The sequence below is a fragment of the Halomonas sp. NO4 genome (genome assembly GCF_010994375.1).
Lineage (GTDB): Bacteria > Pseudomonadota > Gammaproteobacteria > Pseudomonadales > Halomonadaceae > Halomonas.
In genome coordinates, this window is sequence record NZ_WHMA01000020.1 from 1 (window position 1) to 18,461 (window position 18,461).

At 61.9% G+C, this 18,461-nt stretch carries 12 protein-coding genes and 2 pseudogenes; 5 read left to right on the forward strand and 9 right to left on the reverse strand.

The features are described from left to right. Positions 1–71 precede the first annotated feature (71 nt). Positions 72–314, forward strand: a pseudogene (locus FEF15_RS13280) (tyrosine-type recombinase/integrase); the annotation flags it as partial. A gap of 125 nt (positions 315–439) precedes the next feature. Here FEF15_RS13280 and FEF15_RS13285 read toward each other — a convergent pair. The 4 genes from FEF15_RS13285 to FEF15_RS13300 all read right to left on the reverse strand — a co-directional run bounded on the left by FEF15_RS13285 (position 440) and on the right by FEF15_RS13300 (position 3,883). Next, complete coding sequence (locus FEF15_RS13285; protein ID WP_163559657.1) at positions 440–1,516, reverse strand: SIR2 family protein; 1,077 nt, start codon at positions 1,514–1,516, stop codon at positions 440–442. Positions 1,517–1,601: 85 nt separating this feature from the next. Beyond that, entirely contained in the window at positions 1,602–2,381 is a 780-nt protein-coding gene (locus tag FEF15_RS13290; RefSeq protein ID WP_205598534.1) for a hypothetical protein, read from the reverse strand. A 237-nt stretch (positions 2,382–2,618) separates the two neighbouring features. Next, positions 2,619–2,852 (reverse strand): hypothetical protein, encoded by a 234-nt coding sequence (locus FEF15_RS13295; protein WP_163559659.1) that lies wholly within the window; start codon positions 2,850–2,852, stop codon positions 2,619–2,621. Between the two features lie 260 nt (positions 2,853–3,112). Then, complete coding sequence (locus tag FEF15_RS13300; protein ID WP_163559660.1) at positions 3,113–3,883, reverse strand: NERD domain-containing protein; 771 nt, start codon at positions 3,881–3,883, stop codon at positions 3,113–3,115. 446 nt (positions 3,884–4,329) lie between these two features. Here FEF15_RS13300 and FEF15_RS13305 point away from each other — a divergent pair, with 446 nt between their 5' ends. The 3 genes and pseudogenes from FEF15_RS13305 (at position 4,330) to phaC (ending at position 6,811) form a co-directional block, all read left to right on the forward strand. Then, positions 4,330–4,557 carry a hypothetical protein gene (locus tag FEF15_RS13305; RefSeq protein WP_163559661.1) on the forward strand — a complete coding sequence of 76 codons (228 nt, stop codon included), beginning with the start codon at positions 4,330–4,332 and terminating at the stop codon, positions 4,555–4,557. Positions 4,558–4,676: 119 nt separating this feature from the next. Next, a pseudogene (locus FEF15_RS13310) lies at positions 4,677–4,805 on the forward strand (nitrite reductase (NAD(P)H) small subunit); the annotation flags it as partial. Positions 4,806–4,954: 149 nt separating this feature from the next. Then, positions 4,955–6,811, forward strand: coding sequence for a class I poly(R)-hydroxyalkanoic acid synthase (phaC, locus tag FEF15_RS13315; protein ID WP_163559662.1), 1,857 nt, complete (start codon positions 4,955–4,957; stop codon positions 6,809–6,811). A 136-nt stretch (positions 6,812–6,947) separates the two neighbouring features. Here the strand turns inward: phaC and FEF15_RS13320 are convergent, their stop codons facing one another. From FEF15_RS13320 to FEF15_RS19680, 5 genes are all read right to left on the reverse strand, one after another. Then, positions 6,948–8,555 carry an SLC13 family permease gene (locus FEF15_RS13320; protein WP_240454173.1) on the reverse strand — a complete coding sequence of 536 codons (1,608 nt, stop codon included), beginning with the start codon at positions 8,553–8,555 and terminating at the stop codon, positions 6,948–6,950. Between the two features lie 115 nt (positions 8,556–8,670). Beyond that, entirely contained in the window at positions 8,671–10,773 is a 2,103-nt protein-coding gene (gene lpdA, locus FEF15_RS13325) for a dihydrolipoyl dehydrogenase (RefSeq protein WP_163559663.1), read from the reverse strand. Positions 10,774–10,785: 12 nt separating this feature from the next. Then, positions 10,786–12,090, reverse strand: a complete 1,305-nt coding sequence (aceF, locus tag FEF15_RS13330; RefSeq protein ID WP_163559664.1) for a dihydrolipoyllysine-residue acetyltransferase — start codon at positions 12,088–12,090, stop codon at positions 10,786–10,788. A gap of 17 nt (positions 12,091–12,107) precedes the next feature. Further along, positions 12,108–14,771 (reverse strand): pyruvate dehydrogenase (acetyl-transferring), homodimeric type, encoded by a 2,664-nt coding sequence (gene aceE / locus FEF15_RS13335; protein ID WP_163559665.1) that lies wholly within the window; start codon positions 14,769–14,771, stop codon positions 12,108–12,110. Between the two features lie 36 nt (positions 14,772–14,807). Then, complete coding sequence (locus tag FEF15_RS19680; protein ID WP_163559666.1) at positions 14,808–17,078, reverse strand: NADP-dependent malic enzyme; 2,271 nt, start codon at positions 17,076–17,078, stop codon at positions 14,808–14,810. Between the two features lie 305 nt (positions 17,079–17,383). Between FEF15_RS19680 and FEF15_RS13345 the strand changes: the two genes are divergently transcribed. Then, a complete protein-coding gene (locus FEF15_RS13345; protein ID WP_163559667.1) occupies positions 17,384–18,403 on the forward strand; it encodes a patatin-like phospholipase family protein in 1,020 nt (339 codons plus the stop codon). The last annotated feature ends 58 nt before the right edge of the window (positions 18,404–18,461 follow it).

Here is an 18,461-nt window from a genome sequence, read left to right on the forward strand (position 1 = left end):
GCAGCAGGATTTTAAAGAGCCGAAACCATTTCATGTGCCAACTATGTTGACAGGCTCCGAGCAGCGCGGGCCACTTGTCCACGCGACAGTACGCGCGCATCGTTAAATCCTGGGTAACCTCTATTGGCCTTGAGCCATCAGCCTATGGGACTCACACGTTGCGACGCACCAAAGCATCTTTAATCTATCGCCGAACGAAAAACTTGAGAGCCGTTCAACTTTTATTAGGTCATACAAAACTCGAAAGCACCGTCAGATACCTTGGAGTTGAGGTGGATGACGCATTAGTTATGGCTGAGCAGACAGAGGTCTAACAACAGCCAGCGACGGCATAGTCTCTATGCCGTCGCTATCGGCCAAAAGCGGACAATCAGCAAGGGTCTATTGTAACGCATGATATGAGCCGCAAGTCTTGCGCCGCGTCGACTCTATGTCATTGTTAGTTCAATTCTGACTCGATGTAAGCACAAATGTCTGGATAATAACGCCACTTTGCTCGCGCAGCCGTGCGAGGCTCCAGCATCTCTCGGTAGTTCTTGAGTGCTACCGCATTAGGATCGACAACAAATATTTCTTCGAGCGTGCGGCTAGTGAATTGACTGAACATGGTTCTGGCTAATGTATCCGTAGGAGGGCACGAATAGCCAACAATGACGATCCTCTTGGCCTGATGCATGTACTCATAAGCCAAGGTCCACAAGAACCGAAAAAGGCTAGTGGCCGTGATTGGTTTGTTAGGTATAGGCGGTATGATAAGCGGGGAATCATCGTCGTCCGGAGTGGGCCGCCCCTTATCATCCGACCATACAACGATCTTTTCATCGGACTCAATATTTCCTGTAATCATCTCCTCAAAGTGCCGTTTATTACACCGCCAGTTTATAGAACCGTGAAGCTTCAACATGATTGGGTGGGGGAACTTTTCATCTGCATAGCGACGAATACCATCTTCTTCACGAGCTACAATGCGGTCGAAGTATATCTTCTTCTTCGAGAGCCCCCGGTCTATAAGAGGGCGCTCTAAGACTGTATCGTAGTTGAATGTGATGATCCTATCCGTGTACTCCGCAACAGGCTTATGCGCGGGAAATATGTGTTGTATTAATTTTCGCGCATTACCTGAGTTGTTTGCTTTGCAACGCGACAGAAATTCTGTAATAAGGTGCGATAGGTGATTAAGGTACTCGGCATTGTTGCAACGCCCCTTAATCTTCGTAGGATGGAGGTTTGACAGAAAATCGTACTGGCTGACGCGCTTGATGATGGCCTCCTCCAGGCCATGATCAACAGCCGCTATACGGTCAAACCATTGCTGGAGAACGAGTTCGGTGGACGCGCGACGCCACCCGTTCGCAGGCTGAAAGTGCTGAAGGTTCTTCAAAAATGTAGCGTCAAGCGGGGTTACTTGCCGCGAGTAAGGGTGCTTTTTGGTTTTGACCTTTGTCAGGCCATAACTGGCACCTGCCCCCAGGACGTACAGAGTGTCTATTTGTTGTCTGTTCGCTGCCTGCTTCATATAGTTCCGTTAAGTTAACAACCAAGCTTTTCGGTAATTCTGTAATCGCGAAGCGGAGGGGAAACCACTTAACAATAGCGACTGGTTAATTTCTTGTTTGGTGAATAACGGGATCCTTGTCCATGCACTCTTTTTCAAACCTGAGCACCTCCTTTCGGTCACCCAAGTATCTCGGGATACTGTCCAACCTCATAAACCCGCCAATCGGCTGCTGATGATGCCCAATAATCAACCCACCATAGCAATTATGCGCATGGCATTCGCTCAAAAATGTTGCGTTATTGGTAATGAGAATATTTCTCGGTCGAACTAATATTTCGACACCATTCCTAAGGAAGCGCCCTCGGTTTATCACTACTTTTCCTGGGGGATGGAAGTCAATTTCTATGAGTATCTTTCGATGAGCTTCTCTAACCGTCAAGGTGGTGCCTACCAACTGAATGTCCCAAGGAGCTACTGAATAGAAAAGCTGGTTGTTTTTTATATGCAAAACAGGCGCATTAAATTCATCAAAAATTATTAGGTTGAGAAGAAAGTGGCCGTCGGCCAGAATGAGGCCTACTAACGGAGTTCCATCAACGCTGATAGGCGCCATTGCCGTACCATATCCTTGATCTTCACAAGTGAAGCTGTTTCCACCGATTTCAACGCAAGCCTCCCGGCCAGAGAAATATAGATTATATGGTTTTGACACCCCTTCCTTTAGGTTGTAAGGATTGTTGTTTGCCTCACGCGCAACCTCCTTTGGAAGTAGTCCACCGGTTTTCTCTCGATGGTGTTGATCACAAAGCAATGTAATCTCATCTGCTACATGCCGTTGCACTTGAGACCACTCTTCCATATGCTCATATTCATATAATGGCATGCCGCAAATCACACAGCCAAAGCCACATCGTTGTCTTACTTCACGCTGGACTGGAAGCGGAATGTTTCTGCTATTGCACTCTTTTGCATTTCCCATAGAAATATCGACAATCCTCGGCAACTAATAAAGAGCTAAATGGCGGCCACCCAGGGACGTCCGGAGGACGGCCCCCAAACTAGGAGGCACTTGAGTAACTAATTATGTGCGCCAGACGGCAATGCCTCGTATCGACGGCTATTAGATTGCATCATTGCCCACAAAACCGCCGCCTTCAAATCGAGCAACGAAGTTTTCTTTATTACAGCCGCTCATCTTAGCGCAGTGAGGACACTGCGCTTGATTACCCATCAATGTTGCTGTACTGAATGAGGCATAGGGTGTCATGAATATTGGAGAGGGGAACTTGCCTCCACAGTTCAGACACTTGATAGTGATGCTTTGTGTTTCAGCGTCTGGATGAATATCACTCATTTTTGACTCCGTTTAACTACTTCACAGGTAAGAGAAAACCAGTTTGTTTATTGACTTGAATGCATCGGCACTCTCATTCGTGTTTTAGCGCATCAGTCACATTTCCACCCTCTGAATTTCAGAAAAAATAAGCATTATTCGGCATCATAACAGCCAATCACTGTGCCGACTGCATAACACAGATGGATACCCTAGCTGCCTTGTCGAATGTCCCCTTTGGGTCGAAAGCGGCCGGCCCTGCCTGATATACCCCGTCAACTCTATGCCACATCCTGCACCTCCCGGCACTTGGGATATGCCGAACACCCCCAGAATCGGTTGCCGGCGTTTGCACCTCGTTTGGCTGTGCGCAGCAGCATGCTGCTTCCACACTTAGGGCATTTTCGTTCAGCGGTGGATTCGAAGCGTGCTCTGAGCTGTTTCACGTGTTGGCGGTGCGTTTCACGGTTTGGCGCCAGCCGGCCGGTGGCGATGTATTCCAACACTTTCTGCACCTGAATCTCCGACAGCACAGGCTCTCGGAACGACTTGATGTACCTCACATAGCCGCCACCGACGGTGACGTTATCAGGCATCTTGGTCTTGAAGATGGCGCTACCCGAGAAGGCCACTACCGAGTGAATGGTATCCGCCGGCACGTCGAGCTGAGCTTCCAGCGCTTTCACATGCTTGTAGTTCTGGCGCAGCGGGTTCTGAAACTTGAACGACTTGCGGAAATGCTTCTGTGTCCACTGCGCCTGCTTTTCGCTGCCGAAGATCCACCCCGACATGTGCTTGGTTTCGATGACGAAGATGCCGAATCGGGAAACGATAACGTGATCGATCTGGGTGGTGCCATCGGGCGTAGGAAGCGTGACGTTGTGTACTCCCCGGTACTCATCCGCCGGCAGCCGGAACCTGGCAATCAGCTTGACGAAGGCTTCGCCGAACAGGCCCTTGAACCAGCGAGACTTGAAGATGCCGAGGAGCACGACGATGGCCAGCACCCACCACAGCGGCCTTGCGGCTTCATGGATGATCAAGTAGTCCAAGGTTCCATCTCGCTTAGAAGGTTTCGGCTCCAAGGCTCTGTTTCAGCCCGCTTAGCTCCCAACCTAACGACTTCTTTCGTGCATATCTACGTAACGATCCGGAATTTTGACCTTGGTCGTGTCGGCGTGGGTACAGGCTGACACGATGTAAGCCATTTCTTACATAGCGCTGGCGGGCCATCGCTGAACAACCTGCCACGACGAGTCGCTCATCGTTGCCGAAGCGCCTAGGCGAGGAGAAACATGCCTCCCAACCCGATGACAAAGACACCGAAGAACTCGAGCCCGAGACATCGAACCGATGTGCAAGCGCTCACAAACCCTGCATCCGCCACCTGAGCGTCAAAAGCACGGCGCTGAAGATGCCCATCAGGCTCATGCCCAGCAAGGCGAACCGGCATGAGCTATGGTGAAAGTGAGCCTCCAAGCAGCTTGAGGAGATGGTTATGCGGAATAAGCTTGGTATAGCGCTGTACTTCCTCTTTTCAGGAGGGGCCATCGTCGTGATCTTTGCTCTGTTGGCAGGCTTGGCCTATCTGGTCGTGGCTCGTGAAGAGGCTTTCACTTGGGATCTGGCCTCGGGCAGCCTGTTCTTCATCATACTGGCCGCGATTTTCTGGGTTTGTGGCCAGGCGGCAAAGCATTTGCTGACCGATGGCAATGCATCGCCCTGATTCGAGCGACCAGCGGACAGAGGCGATAGCCCGTCCATTCCACGTTGACGAAGGGCCGAGTGACATTTCACTCGGCCCTTCTCCTATCGGCGGTAGGGGTGAGCCCGGTGGTCTCGATGGGCGTGCCGGTGGTCGCCTCGCCGCTCTACAAGCAGCACTTCCGCCTTGAAGACGGCCAGTGCCTGGAAGACGACAGCGTGACGCTGCGCATCTGGTCGGTGAGCGACGAGGCGTGGATCGAGGCGTGAAGGTTGGCGTAGGGCACCCCGCCCCTACGATACTGAAACGGTAGATGGCGGCAGATGACGCAGTGCATCGGCCCTAGCTTCGGCGACCTACCTCCCGCCATGGGTCGGACGATGCCGCTATCGAGTAGTACTCACCAAGGGGCAAGGCCATGAATGACCAGAAACCGTCTTCAGCGAAGCCAGGCGATCAGGCGACACCACCCCAGGAGACGCCATCCGACGAGTTGGCACAGCGCTATGCCGAGGCCCTCGCGCGATTGTCGACCGGATCGTCCCGCGCCTGGCAGGGCTGGCTCGAGCGCCAGGCGCGCGGGGACTTCTTCACCCTGCCCGACCCGGCGGTCGCGGCCAAGGCGCTCACCCGCCTGAGCCAGCAGTTTCTCTTCCATCCGCAGCAGGCCCTGGAGCTCCAGCAGCAACTGTGGCAGGGCTATGCGGCACTCTGGCAGAACACCACGCAGCGCCTCTTCGGCGAGGCGCCTTCAACGGCCGCCGCGCCCGAGCCACGGGACCGACGCTTCAAGGGGAAGAGCTGGGAGGAGAACCTCTTCTTCGACGCGCTCCGCCAGGCTTACCAACTCACCGCCGAGCAGTGGTTGCAGGGGGTGCACGAGGTCACTGAGGAGCTGGACCGCGACGAGCGGGTGAAGGTCGAGTTCTATGCCCGTCAGCTGATGGACGCCCTCGCCCCCAGCAACTTCGCCACCACCAACCCGGAAGTGATCAAGGCCACGGTGCGCACCGGCGGTGCCAACCTGCTGCAGGGCCTGGCCAACCTGATGGAGGACCTGTCGCGGGGCGAGGGCCTGCTGCGCATCAAGCAAAGCGATTCGGCCGAGCTGGAGCTGGGCCAGAACCTCGCGGTGACCCCGGGCAAGGTCATCTACCAGAACGAGCTGATGCAGCTCATCCAGTACGCACCGACCACCGAGGCGGTCGACCGCCGGCCGCTGCTGATCGTCCCGCCCTGGATCAACAAGTTCTACATCCTCGACCTCACCCCGCAGCGCTCCTTTATCCGCTGGGCCGTGACGCAGGGAATCACCGTCTTCATGATCTCCTGGGTCAACCCGGACGAGCGCTATGCCGAGGTGGCCTTCGACGACTACCTCACCCAGGGCACCCTCAAGGCCATGGACGTGGTGCAGGAGGTCACCGGCGAGGAGACGCTCAACACCATCGGCTACTGCATCGGCGGCACCCTGCTCTCCTGCACCCTGGCGCATCAGGCCGCTCGGGGCGATGAGCGAGTGCACAGTGCCACCTTCTTCACCACCCTCCTCGACTTCAGCGAGGTGGGGCAGTTGGAAGTGTTCATCGACGAGGAGCAGATCCGCTACATGGAGCAGCACATGGAACAGCGCGGCTATCTGGAGGGCACGCACCTGGCCAACGCCTTCAACCTGCTGCAGTCCGCCGACCTGATCTGGGGTTTCGTGATCAATAACTACCTGCTCGGCCGCGACCCCAAGGCCTTCGACCTGCTCTACTGGAATTCCGACTCCACCCGCATGCCGAAGCGCATGCAGAGCTACTACCTGCGCAACATGTATCTGGAAAACCGCCTGGCCCAACCGGGAGGGATCACCCTGGCCGGGCAGTCCATCGACCTGAGCCAGGTGCGCATCCCGACGTTCTTCGTGGCGACCGAGAAGGATCACATCGCCCCCTGGCACTCCAGTTACCGCGGGGCGCACCTGTTGGGCAGGAAACCCCGCTTCCTGCTCGGCGGCTCCGGGCATATTGCCGGGGTCATCAACCCGGCGGACTCGCCGAAGTACGGCTACTGGACCTATGGACGCCTGCCGCAAGATCCCGAACGCTGGCTGGCCTCGGCCACCCACCACCCGGGTTCCTGGTGGCCGGAATGGCGCACCTGGCTCCAGCGCCATGCCGGCGGCCAGGTGCCGGCCCGCGACCCCGGAAGCAGCGAGTACCCGCCCCTCGAGGAGGCACCGGGGTCTTATGTCCAGGTGCGGGTCGACGACGCGAGTACGTCTCGTTGACCGCGCTGCCAGCCATTACGGTGTCTGATCTTGCCCAGGAGCAGTGACACCCCGTTCAGGCAATACACTGAGACGAGGGGGGAGCCTGCGCCGTACCGGACGGCAACTCGTCGCGCAAGCGCCCACCCGCCTGGTATTAGAACTGCAGCCCGAGGGCGAAACCGCCGAGCAGGTAGCAGAAGAGGGTGATCAGGGCGATCCCGATGACGTTGAGAATGACGCCGCCTCGCGCCATCTGACCGATGGTGACCGCGCCGGTGCCGAAGACGATGGCGTTCGGCGGCGTGCCGACCGGCAGCATGAAGGCGCAGGTCGCGGCGAAGGCCGCCGGGATGAGCAGCGTCATCGCATCGGCGCCAATGCCGACGGCGACACCCCCGAGTACGGGGATGAAGGTCGCGGCCGTCGCCGTGTTGCTGGTCACCTCCGTGAGGAAGAGCACGATCGTGGTCACGGCAGCGACCAGCAGCAGGATCGGCAGCACCTGCAGCCCGGTAATCTGCTCGCCGAACCAGCTGTCCAGGCCGGTCGCTGCCACCGCCCCGGCGAGACTCAGGCCACCGCCGAACAGCAGCAATACGCCCCAGGGCAGCCCGTCCTCGGCATCCTGCCAGTTCAGCACCGCCTCCCCGCGACCTCGTGCGGGGAGGATGAACATTGCAATGCCGGCGGCGATGGCGATGGCGGTGTCATTGAGCTCGCCAAGCGGCCCCAGCCGCTCTCCTATCCACGGCAAGCTGGCGAGCACCCCGGGCACCACCCACAGGAAGGCCGCCGAGCCGAAGACGATCATCACCATCTTCTCGCCCTGACTGAGCGGGCCGAGCTTGTGGATCTCACCGTCGATCATCTCCTTGCCACCGGGAATCTCCGCGACCTTGAACGGGTAGAGCACACGGGTCATCAACACCCAGCCCACCAGGATAAAGGTGAAGGCCAGCGGCACACCGAGCATCATCCACTCGAGGAAGCCGATGGTGCGGCCCAGTTCGTCGGCCGCGTAGCCGGCGACGATGGCGTTCGGCGGGCTTCCCAGCAGGGTGCCGAGACCGCCCATGCTCGCCGACCAGGCGACCGCCAGGAGCAGACAGACACCGAACCGCTTGATGTTGTCGTCGAAGATGAAGTCCACGTGGCCGGCCCGGTGGTGGTCGTGTGCGTGGCCTGCGGGATCATGGCCGGGGGAGACGGTTTCCGCGGACTCGCCGCTGCGCTCCGCCACCAGGCGCAGCACGGAGAGCCCGATCGGCAGCATCATCAGCGTCGTCGCGGTGTTCGAGACCCACATCGACAGGAAGCCCGTGGCGAGCATCATGCCAAGCACGATCCGCTTCGGCTCGACCCCGACCCGGGCGAGCGTCAGCAGCGCTATGCGCCGGTGCAGGTTCCATTTCTCCATGGCGATGGCGATCAGGAAGCCGCCGAGGAACAGAAACACGATGGAGCTGGCATAGGGCGCCGTGGCCTCGCCGACGGTGCGCGCCGTCAGCATCGGGATCAACACGATCGGCAGCAGGGACGTCGCCGAAAGCGGGATCGCCTCCGTCATCCACCACACCGCCATCAGGGTGGCGATCGTGGCGACCCAGCGCGCGTCCGACGACAGCCCCTCGGCGAATCCCATGGCGAGCCACACCACCAGCGCCATGATCAGCCCGAAGGCACGCAGGCCCCATGCCATCTTGGCGGATCGACCGCCGGTCGTTTCATCGTATTCTTCCGGCTGGCGAGGTTGTTCGGCCATTGTTATGTCCTCCCCCCTTCTTTGCCTTCATTCATGATCCGCCGTTCCAGGTTTACCGGCTGAGATGGGATAGCCGCGTGAGCGCGGCAGCATCGGCAGCCCGGTGGAAGTCACCCTAGCGCTTCTTCTGCGGCGGCAGATCGGTACACACGCCTTCGAACAGTTCGGCGGCCATGCCGATCGATTCGCCCAGGGTCGGGTGCGGGTGGATGGTCTTGCCGATGTCGACCGGATCGCAGCCCATCTCGACGGCCAGACAGAGCTCGCTGATCAGGTCCCCCGCCTGGGGGCCGACGATGGCGCCGCCAATGAGGCGGTGGGTCTCCTCGTCGAACAGCAGTTTGGTGAAGCCCTCGTCGCGGCCGTTGGCGATCGCTCGGCCGGAAGCGGCCCAGGGGAACACCGCCTTGCCGTACTTGATGCCTTCGGCCTGGCATTCGGTTTCGGTCTTGCCGGCCCAGGCCACTTCCGGATCGGTGTAGGCCACCGAGGGAATCTGGCGGGCATCGAAGAAGCTCTTGTGGCCGGCCGCGGCCTCGGCGGCGACATGCGCCTCGTGCACCGCCTTGTGGGCCAGCATCGGCTGGCCGATGATGTCGCCGATGGCGAAGATGTGCCCGACGTTGGTGCGCATCTGCCGGTCGGTGGCGATGAATCCCCACTCGTCGACCGCCACGCCGGCGTTGTCGGCGCCGATCTTGTTGCCGTTGGGGCGGCGCCCCACCGATTGCAGAATCATGTCGTACAGCTGTGGCTCAGCGGGGGCGTTGTCGCCCTCGAAGCTGACCTTGAGGCCGTTCTTCTGGGCTTTCACGGCGGTGGTCTTGGTCTTGAGCATCACCGTGTCGAAGCGGGGCTTGTTGACTTTTTCCCAGACCTTGACCAGATCGCGGTCGGCACCGGTCATCAGCCCGTCGAGCATCTCGACCACGTCGATGCGAGTGCCCAGGGTGGAGTAGACCGTGGCCATCTCCAGGCCGATGATGCCGCCGCCGATGACCAGCATGCGCTTCGGGATGGACGTCAGTTCCAGCGCGCCGGTGGAATCGACCACCCGGGGGTCATCGGGAATGAAGGGCAGTGTCACCGACTGCGACCCGGCGGCGATGATGCACTTGTCGAATTTCACCACCTGCTTGTCGCCGGTCTGCTCCTGGCCGTCGCCGCTGGTCAGGGCAATTTCCAGGTGATGCGGGTCGAGGAAGGTCCCGACGCCGCGCACGACCTGGACCTTGCGTGCCTTGGCCATGCCGGCCAGCCCACCGGTGAGCTGGCCGACGACCTTTTCCTTCCAGCCGCGCAGTTTGTCGAGATCGATTTTCGGCTTGCCGAAGGCGATGCCGTGATCGGCCATGGCTTTGGCCGCGTCGGTGACCGCCGCGACATGCAGCAGCGCCTTGGAGGGGATGCAGCCGACGTTCAGGCACACCCCGCCGAGGGTGGCATAGCGTTCCACCAGCACGGTCTTCATCCCCAGATCGGCGGCCCGGAAGGCGGCCGAGTAGCCGCCCGGGCCGGCGCCGAGCACCAGCATCTCGCACTCGATGTCGGCCCCGCCGGTATGGGTGGCCGCCTGGGGGGCCGGCGCAGCGGCCCGCTCTCCCGCTCCCTGTGCCGGTTGGGCTGCGGGGGATGTCCCCTCCCCTTGCAGCATCAGAATCGCCGAGCCTTCCGAGACCGTGTCGCCGACCGACACTAGCACCTCGGTGACCTTGCCGGCCTTGGGCGCGGGCACGTCCATCGAGGCCTTGTCGGACTCCAGGGTGATCAGCGGGTCCTCGACACGGATCGTATCGCCCGCGCGTACCAGCACTTCGATGATCGGTACATCGCCGAAATCGCCGATGTCCGGTACCCGAACCTCTTCCAGGCTGCCACCGCCATACCCCCCGCCGGCATCGCCGGGCGCCGCTGAGCCAGCCCCTTTTTCATGGACCGCCGGATGCGTTTCATGGTCCGTCACCCGGGATCCGGTCTCGGCCGGTTCCAGCAGCAGGATGGTCGAGCCTTCGGAGACCTTGTCCCCCTCCTTGACCTTGAGCTCTCCGACCGTGCCCGATTGCGGAGACGGCACATCCATGGAGGCCTTGTCGGTCTCCAGGGTAATCAGCGGCGCTTCGATGTCGATCGCATCGCCCGGCTCGACCAGCACCTCGATGATCTCGACCTCCGTGAAATCACCGATGTCGGGCACCTTGACTTCGATTGCATTGGCCATGTCGTCGATTCCTCACATGATGATGCGCCGCATGTCGGCGAGCAGGTGGGCGAAATGGACGTTGAAACGGGCCGCGGCGGCGCCATCGATTACCCGGTGATCCCAGGACAGCGACAGGGGCAGCATGAACCGCCACTCCGACTGCTTGCCGTCCGGCGAGACCTGCTTCCAGAAGGAGCGACACACGCCCATGATGGCCACTTCAGGTGCGTTGATGATGGGCGTGAAATACAGCCCGCCGATTCCGCCCAGCGAGGAGATGGTGAAACAGCCGCCCTGCATCTGATCGGGTTTGAGCTTGCCGTCGCGGGCCAGCTTGGCCAACGCCCCCATTTCCTGGGCGATCTCGACGACGCCTTTCTGGTCCGCATCGCGGATCACCGGCACCACCAGGCCGTTGGGCGTGTCGGCAGCAAACCCGATGTGGTAGTACTGCTTGAGGATCAGGTTGTCGCCCTCAAGCGAGGCATTGAACTCGGGGAACTGCTTCAAGGAGGCGACCGCGGCCTTGATCATGAACGCCAGCATACTGACCTTGATGCCCGCCTTCTCGTTGGCCTTGTTGAACTGCACCCGGAAGGCTTCCAGGTCGGTGATGTCGGCCTCGTCGTGGTTGGTGACGTGGGGGATTCTCACCCAGTTGCGATGCAGATTGGCACCGGAGATCTTCTTGATGCGCGACAGCGGCTTCGTCTCCACCGGGCCGAACTTGCTGAAATCGACCTTGGGCCAGGGCAGCAGATCCATGCCCTCGCCGCCGGCTGGGGCCCCAGCCGCCGGTTGTGCCGCGGGGGCGCCGCCCTTGGCGAAGTTCCGGATGTCCTCCTGGGTGACCCGGCCCTTGAGACCGGTCGGCGGCACTCGGTTCAGGTCCACCTCCAGTTCGCGGGCCACACGGCGAGCCGAGGGACTGGCGTGAACCCGGCTGAAATCGGCAATCGGGCCGGTGGAAGGTGCGGTGGACGGTGCAGTGGAAGGGGCGGCAGCGGGTGCGGCCGAGGGGGCTGGCGCCGCTTGCGCTGTCTTCGCGTCTTCCTCGGCGGGAGCGGGGGCAGCGGGTGACGGGGGAGCGGATTCACCTTCCGTCTCCAGCATCACGATCGGCGAGCCCTCGGAGACCGTGTCGCCGAGTTTGACCTTGACCTCCTTGACCGTCCCCGCGACAGGCGCGGGCACGTCCATGGAGGCCTTGTCGGACTCCACGGTGATCAGCGGGTCCTCCACCTGGACGCTGTCGCCGGCCTGGACATGGAGCTCGATGATCGGGACATCGGTGAAATCGCCGATGTCCGGTACCTTGATTTCTTGGATGGCCACGGTTCTTCTCCTCCGGCTCAGGCGTACAGGGGGTTGGGCTTTTCGGGGTCGATGCCGTATTTGGCGATGGCGTCCCGGACCTTGCCGCTCTTGAGCTGGCCCTCGTCGACCAGGGCTTGCAGCGCGGCCACGGTGACGTAATGACGATCCACCTCGAAGTGGCGGCGCAGGGCTTCGCGGCTGTCGGAGCGGCCGAAGCCGTCGGTACCCAGTACCTCGTAACGCCGTGGCACGAAGGGTCGGATCTGTTCGGCGAACAGCCGGATGTAGTCGGTGGAGGCGATGACCGGGCCGTCGGTGCCTTCCAGGCACTGCTCGACGTGGCTCTTGCGTGGTTTCTTCCCGGGATGCAGCCGGTTCCAGCGCTTGACGGCATGCCCGTCGCGGGCCAGTTCATTAAGGCTCGGGCAGCTCCAGACGTCGGCCGCCACGCCCCAGTCGTCGCGCAGCAGGTCCACCGCGGCAATCACCTCGTTGAGGATGCTGCCACAGCCCAGCAGCTGTACCCGCGGCCCCTTGCCCTCGGCCTTGCTGAACGCATACATGCCCTTGATGATGTCGTCTTCGGCGCCGTCGGGCAGTGCCGGATGATGGTAATTCTCGTTCAGTGTGGTGATGTAGTAGAAGACGTTCTCCTGGTCCTCGTACATGCGCTTGATCCCGTCGCGCACGATCACCGCCACCTCGTAGTGGAAGGTGGGGTCATAGGCCATGCAGTTGGGGATGAACTGGGCGAACAGCTGGCTGTGCCCGTCCTGGTGCTGCAAGCCCTCGCCGTTCAGGGTGGTGCGCCCCGAGGTGCCACCGATCAAGAATCCCCGCGCCAGCATGTCGCCGGCCGCCCAGGCCAGATCGCCGATGCGCTGGAAGCCGAACATGGAGTAGTAGACGTAGAACGGGATCATGGTGATCCCGTGGTTGCTGTACGAGGTGGCCGCGGCGATCCACGACGACATGGCCCCGTCCTCGTTGATGCCCTCCTGCAAGATCTGGCCTTTCTGATCCTCCCGGTAGGGCATGATCTCCTCGGCGTCCATGGGCACGTACTTCTGCCCTTCGGGGGCGTAGATACCGATCTGCCGGAACATGCCCTCCATGCCGAAAGTGCGCGACTCGTCGGCGACGATCGGGGTCAGCCGCGGCCCCAGGGTCTTGTCCCGGGCCAGGGATACCATGATGCGCACCATGGCCATGGTGGTGGATAGGGTGCGCTCGCCGGTGTCCGCCAGCACCTGCTTGAACATGTCCAGGGGGGGCGCCTCGAGCCGATCGCCGTTGCGCCGGCGCTGGGGCAGGTAGCCGCCCAGTGCCTGGCGCTGCTCGTGCAGGAACTGCATCTCGGGGCTGTCCTCGGGGGGCTTGAAGAAGGCCGCCTGGGTGACCTGTTCGTCACTCAAGGGCAGGCCGAAGCGCTGGTGAAAGTACCGGAGGTGATCCTCGCCCAGCTTCTTCTTCTGGTGAGTGATGTTCTGGCCCTCGCCGCCTTCACCCATGCCGTAGCCCTTGACGGTCTTCATCAGCAGCACCGAGGGCTTGTCCTTGGTATTGACCGCCGCGTGATAGGCCGCGTAGACCTTCTGCGGGTCGTGGCCACCGCGGGTCAGCTTGTAGTAGATGTCGTCGTCCGACAGGTGCGCGACCATTTCCTTGAGTTCCGGATACTTGCCGAAGAAGTGCTCGCGGATGTAGGCGCCGCCCTTGGCCTTGAAGTTTTGATACTCGCCGTCGATGCACTCCTCCATGCGCTGGCGCAACAGCCCCTGGGTGTCCTTGGCCAGCAGGTCGTCCCAGCCCGACCCCCACAGGCACTTGATGACGTTCCACCCCCCGCCCCGGAAGTTGCCTTCCAGTTCCTGGACGATCTTGCTGTTGCCCCGCACCGGACCGTCCAGGCGCTGCAGGTTGCAGTTGATCACGAAGATCAGGTTGTCCAGCTTCTCCCGATTGGCCAGGGCGATGGCGCCCTGGGACTGGGGCTCGTCCATCTCGCCGTCACCCAGGAACACCCAGACCTTGCGTCCCTCTGTATCGGCCAGCCCCCGGTGCTGGAGGTACTTCATGAAGCGGGCCTGATAGATGCCCATGATCGGCGCCAGCCCCATGGACACGGTGGAGACCTGCCAGAAGTCCGGCATCAGCCAGGGGTGGGGATAGGAGGAGAGCCCCTTGCCGTCCACTTCCAGGCGGAAGTTGTCCAGCTGTTCCTCGGTGAGCCGTCCCTCCAGGAAGGCCCGCGCGTAGATCCCCGGGGCGCAATGGCCCTGCACGTAGAGGATGTCTCCCCCGTGACTCTCGCTGGGGGCATGCCAGAAGTGGTTGAAGCCCACCTCGTACATCACCGCCGACGACGCGTAGCTGGCGATATGCCCGCCGGGTTCGGCGGGTTTCTTGTTGGCGCGCACCACCATGGCCATGGCGTTCCAGCGCAGGTAGGCGGTCAGCCGCTGCAACAGGGCCTCGTCGCCGGGCAGCTTGGCCTCCTTGTGGGGCGGTATGGTGTTCACATAGGGGGTGCGGGTGGTGTCCGGCGCCTCGGTGCCGGTCCGGTAGGCTTCTTCCACCGCCTTGTGCAGCAGATAGGTGGCCCGTTCGGGGCCCACCCGCTCCACCACCACGTCGACGGCTTCCTGCCACTCCCGGGTTTCCTGTGGATCGAAGTCGTTGTAGTTTTCGAAGGCCATGGAGCGTCTCCCTTGGTTGGAGCGGAATTGTTGTCGTTATCGATCGGTCTGCGCCTCGACCACGGCGAAGGCGCTCATGTTGGTGATCCCTCGTGCGGTCACCGTCCGGTTGAGCACATGAACCGACTTGGCGGCCCCCAGCAGGATGGGTCCCACGGAGACGCCGTTGCCCAGTACCTTCAGGGAGGTAAAGGCGATGTTGGCTGCGTCAATATTGGGCATGATCAATAGGTTGGCCTCGCCGTCGAGCATCGAATCGGGCAGGATGCGCCCGCGCACGCCGGGGGACAGTGCCGAGTCGGCTTGCATCTCGCCGTCCACCATCAGGTCCGGTGCGCGTTCCTGAATCAGCGCCAGTGCCTGGCGCATCTTCCCGGCACTGGCGAAGTCGGCACTGCCGAAATTCGAGTGGGAGACCAAAGCGGCTCGGGGGGTGATGCCGAAACGGTGAATCTGCTCCGCGGCCAGCAGGGTGATCTCGGCGATCTGACGGGCATCGGGGTCGTAATTGACGAAGGGATCGGCGATGAACAGGGTGGCCCGTTCGAGGATCAGCAGTTGCAGGGCGGCCGCCGTGCTGACGCCCTTGCGCAGGCCGATGACGTCCAGGACCAGTCCCAGGTGCTCGCGGTAATTGCCTACCGGGCCGGTGATCATGGCGTCCACCTCGCCCCGGCGCAGTAGCAGCGAGGCCAGAATGGTGGCCCGGCTGCGGACTCGCCTCTCGGCGGCCTCCGGCTGAACACCGCGCCGCCCCATCAGCTTGTGGTACTCACTGGCCAGTTCGGCGTAGCCGGGATAGTCCTGCGAGTCGATCAGCTCGAAATCGACGCCCGGTTTCACCGGCAGGCCCAGTTCTGCGATGCGGGCCTCGACGACCGCACGACGGCCGATCAGCACGGGGTTGGCATAGCGATGCGTGACGCACACCTCCATGGCGCGGAGGACGCGCTCGTCCTCGCCTTCGGCGTACAGCAGGCGGAGTGGATTCTGTCGTGCCCGCTCGAATACCGGCTCCATCACATTGCCGGAGCGGTAGACCAGTCGTGACAGCGAACGGGCATAGGCGTCCAGGTCCGCGATGGGGCGAGCGGCCACGCCGCTGTCCATGGCGGCCTTGGCCACCGCCGGCGGGATGGTGTCGATCAGGCGCGGGTCGAAGGGTTTGGGCAGAATGTACTCCGGGCCGAAGGTCATCGCCTGGCCGCCATAGGCCACCGCCACCGTTTCCGGCACCGTGGTGGTCGCCATGTCGGCGATGGCCTTGACGGTGGCCAGTTTCATCGCCTCGTTGATGGTGGTGGCGCCGCAGTCCAGGGCGCCCCGGAAGATGAACGGAAAGCACAGGACGTTGTTGACCTGGTTGGGGTAGTCCGAGCGTCCGGTGGCGATCACCGCATCCGGACGTACCGCCTTGGCGTCCTCCGGCATGATTTCCGGGATGGGGTTGGCCATGGCCAGGATCAGAGGGCGATCGGCCATGGTCGCCACCATCTCCGCTGTGAGCGCGCCCCCGGTCGAGAGGCCGAAGAACACGTCGGCACCGTTGACGGCATCGGCCAGGGTGCGGGCCTCGGTCCGGGCCGCATAGCGCGCCTTGTATTGGTCCAGGCCCCCCGCACGGTCGGTGTGGATCACGCCACTGCGGTCGCAGACCAGAATGTTATCCTGGCGCACCCCCAGGGCCACCGCCAGATCCAGACAGGCCAGGGCCGCGGAGCCCGCACCGTTGCAGACCAGGCGGATGTCGCCGAGCTCCTTGCCCACCACCCGCAGGCCGTTGAGCAGCGCGGCCGCCGAGACGATGGCGGTACCGTGCTGGTCGTCGTGGAAGACCGGGATCTTCATCCGGTCTCGCAGGCGCCGCTCGATCTCGAAGCATTCCGGTGCCTTGATGTCTTCCAGATTGATGCCGCCGAAGGTGGCTTCCAGACCGGCGACGATCTCGATGAACTTGTCCGGGTCGCGCTCCTCGATCTCGATGTCGAACACGTCCACGTCGGCGAACTTCTTGAACAGCACGGCCTTGCCTTCCATGACAGGCTTGGAGGCCAGGGCGCCGATGGAACCCAGCCCCAGCACCGCCGTGCCGTTGCTGACCACCGCAACCAGATTGCCGCGGGCGGTATACTCGGCCGCCTTCAGGGGGTCACGTTCGATCTCCTCACAGGCCGCGGCCACCCCGGGCGAATAGGCCAGCGAAAGATCCCGCTGGCTGGCCATGGGCTTGATCGCCTGGATCGCCAGCTTGCCGGGGCGGGGGAATCGATGGTACTGCAAGGCGCTGTCACGCAAATCGTCTGCCATGTGCGTTACCTCTCTCGCGTTCACTCGCGGCGACAGCGGCGTCGATGACCGCTTGGCCGATCGCATTCTCGAACTTGCTGCCAGACCGGCTTGCACTGGCCGAGCCACAAGTCTCTTTCCGCCGGACTCGATGAGCCTGTAAAGCACTATAGAAGAGAGAAAGGAGTACATGGGCGGCCTCAGGCTCCAAGTAACGTTCACCAGCGTCTCGCTGGTTGGAATGCGCTCGTGCCTGGCCGCTCCCCGCACTGGCCGTTAAGCTGATAGGGTGGTGCAACGCAGCATGTTGCACATGGGGAGTGGAAATGACCGAGACCAAGCGTATCGACCTGGCCTTGCAGGGCGGTGGGGCCCACGGCGCCTTCACCTGGGGCGTGATCGACCACCTGCTGGAGGAGCCGCGGGTGGTGATCGAGGGCATCAGCGGCACCAGCGCCGGGGCGATGAACGCCGTGGTGATCGCCGATGCGCTGGTGCGCGGCGACGAGACCACCGCGCGAGTGGCCCTGCACGACTTCTGGGCCGCGGTGAGCCGCGCCGGCATGGCCAGCCCCATCCGCCGCAGCCCGCTGGACATGTGGCTGGGCAACTGGAGCCTCGACCATTCGCCGGGCTATATCGCCCTGGATCTGATGAGCCGGCTGATTTCGCCCTACCAGTTCAACCCGCTCAACGTGAATCCGCTGCGTGAGGTGATGGCCGACCACGTCGACTTCGAGCGGGTGCGTGCCTGCGAGTCGCTGAAGCTGTTCGTCACGGCGACCAATGTCCACAGCGGCAAACAGCGCGTCTTCACCCGCGAGGAGATGAGCCTGGATGCGGTGATGGCCTCGGCCTGCCTGCCCTTCGTCTTTCAGGCCGTGGAGATCGACGGCGAGCCCTACTGGGACGGCGGCTACATGGGCAACCCGGCATTGCTGCCGCTCATGGAGCAGTGCACCGCGCGCGACATCGTCATCGTGCAGATCAACCCGCTGACCCGCCGCGAGCTGCCCACCACCGCCGCGGACATCCTCAACCGCTTGAACGAGATCACCTTCAACGCCTCGCTGATCAAGGAAGTGCGGCTGCTGGCCATGCTCCAGCAGCTGGCCACGGAGTACGACATCGCCGTGCCCGGCTATCGCGACGCGCTTTTCCACCGCATCAGTGCCGACGAGGCGCTGGCCGACCTCTCGGTGTCGAGCAAGCTCAACGCCGAATGGGCCTTCCTGTGCCACCTGCGCGACCTCGGCCGCGAGACGGCGGCAGAGTGGCTCGCGGCGCATTTCGACGACCTGGGAAGCCGCTCCACGCTGGACGTGGAGAGCGTCTACCTGCACTGAGGCCTCGGCACGGGCAAGGTCTAGCGTTGAAGCCTTGGACGGAAGGAAGGAAGCGGAA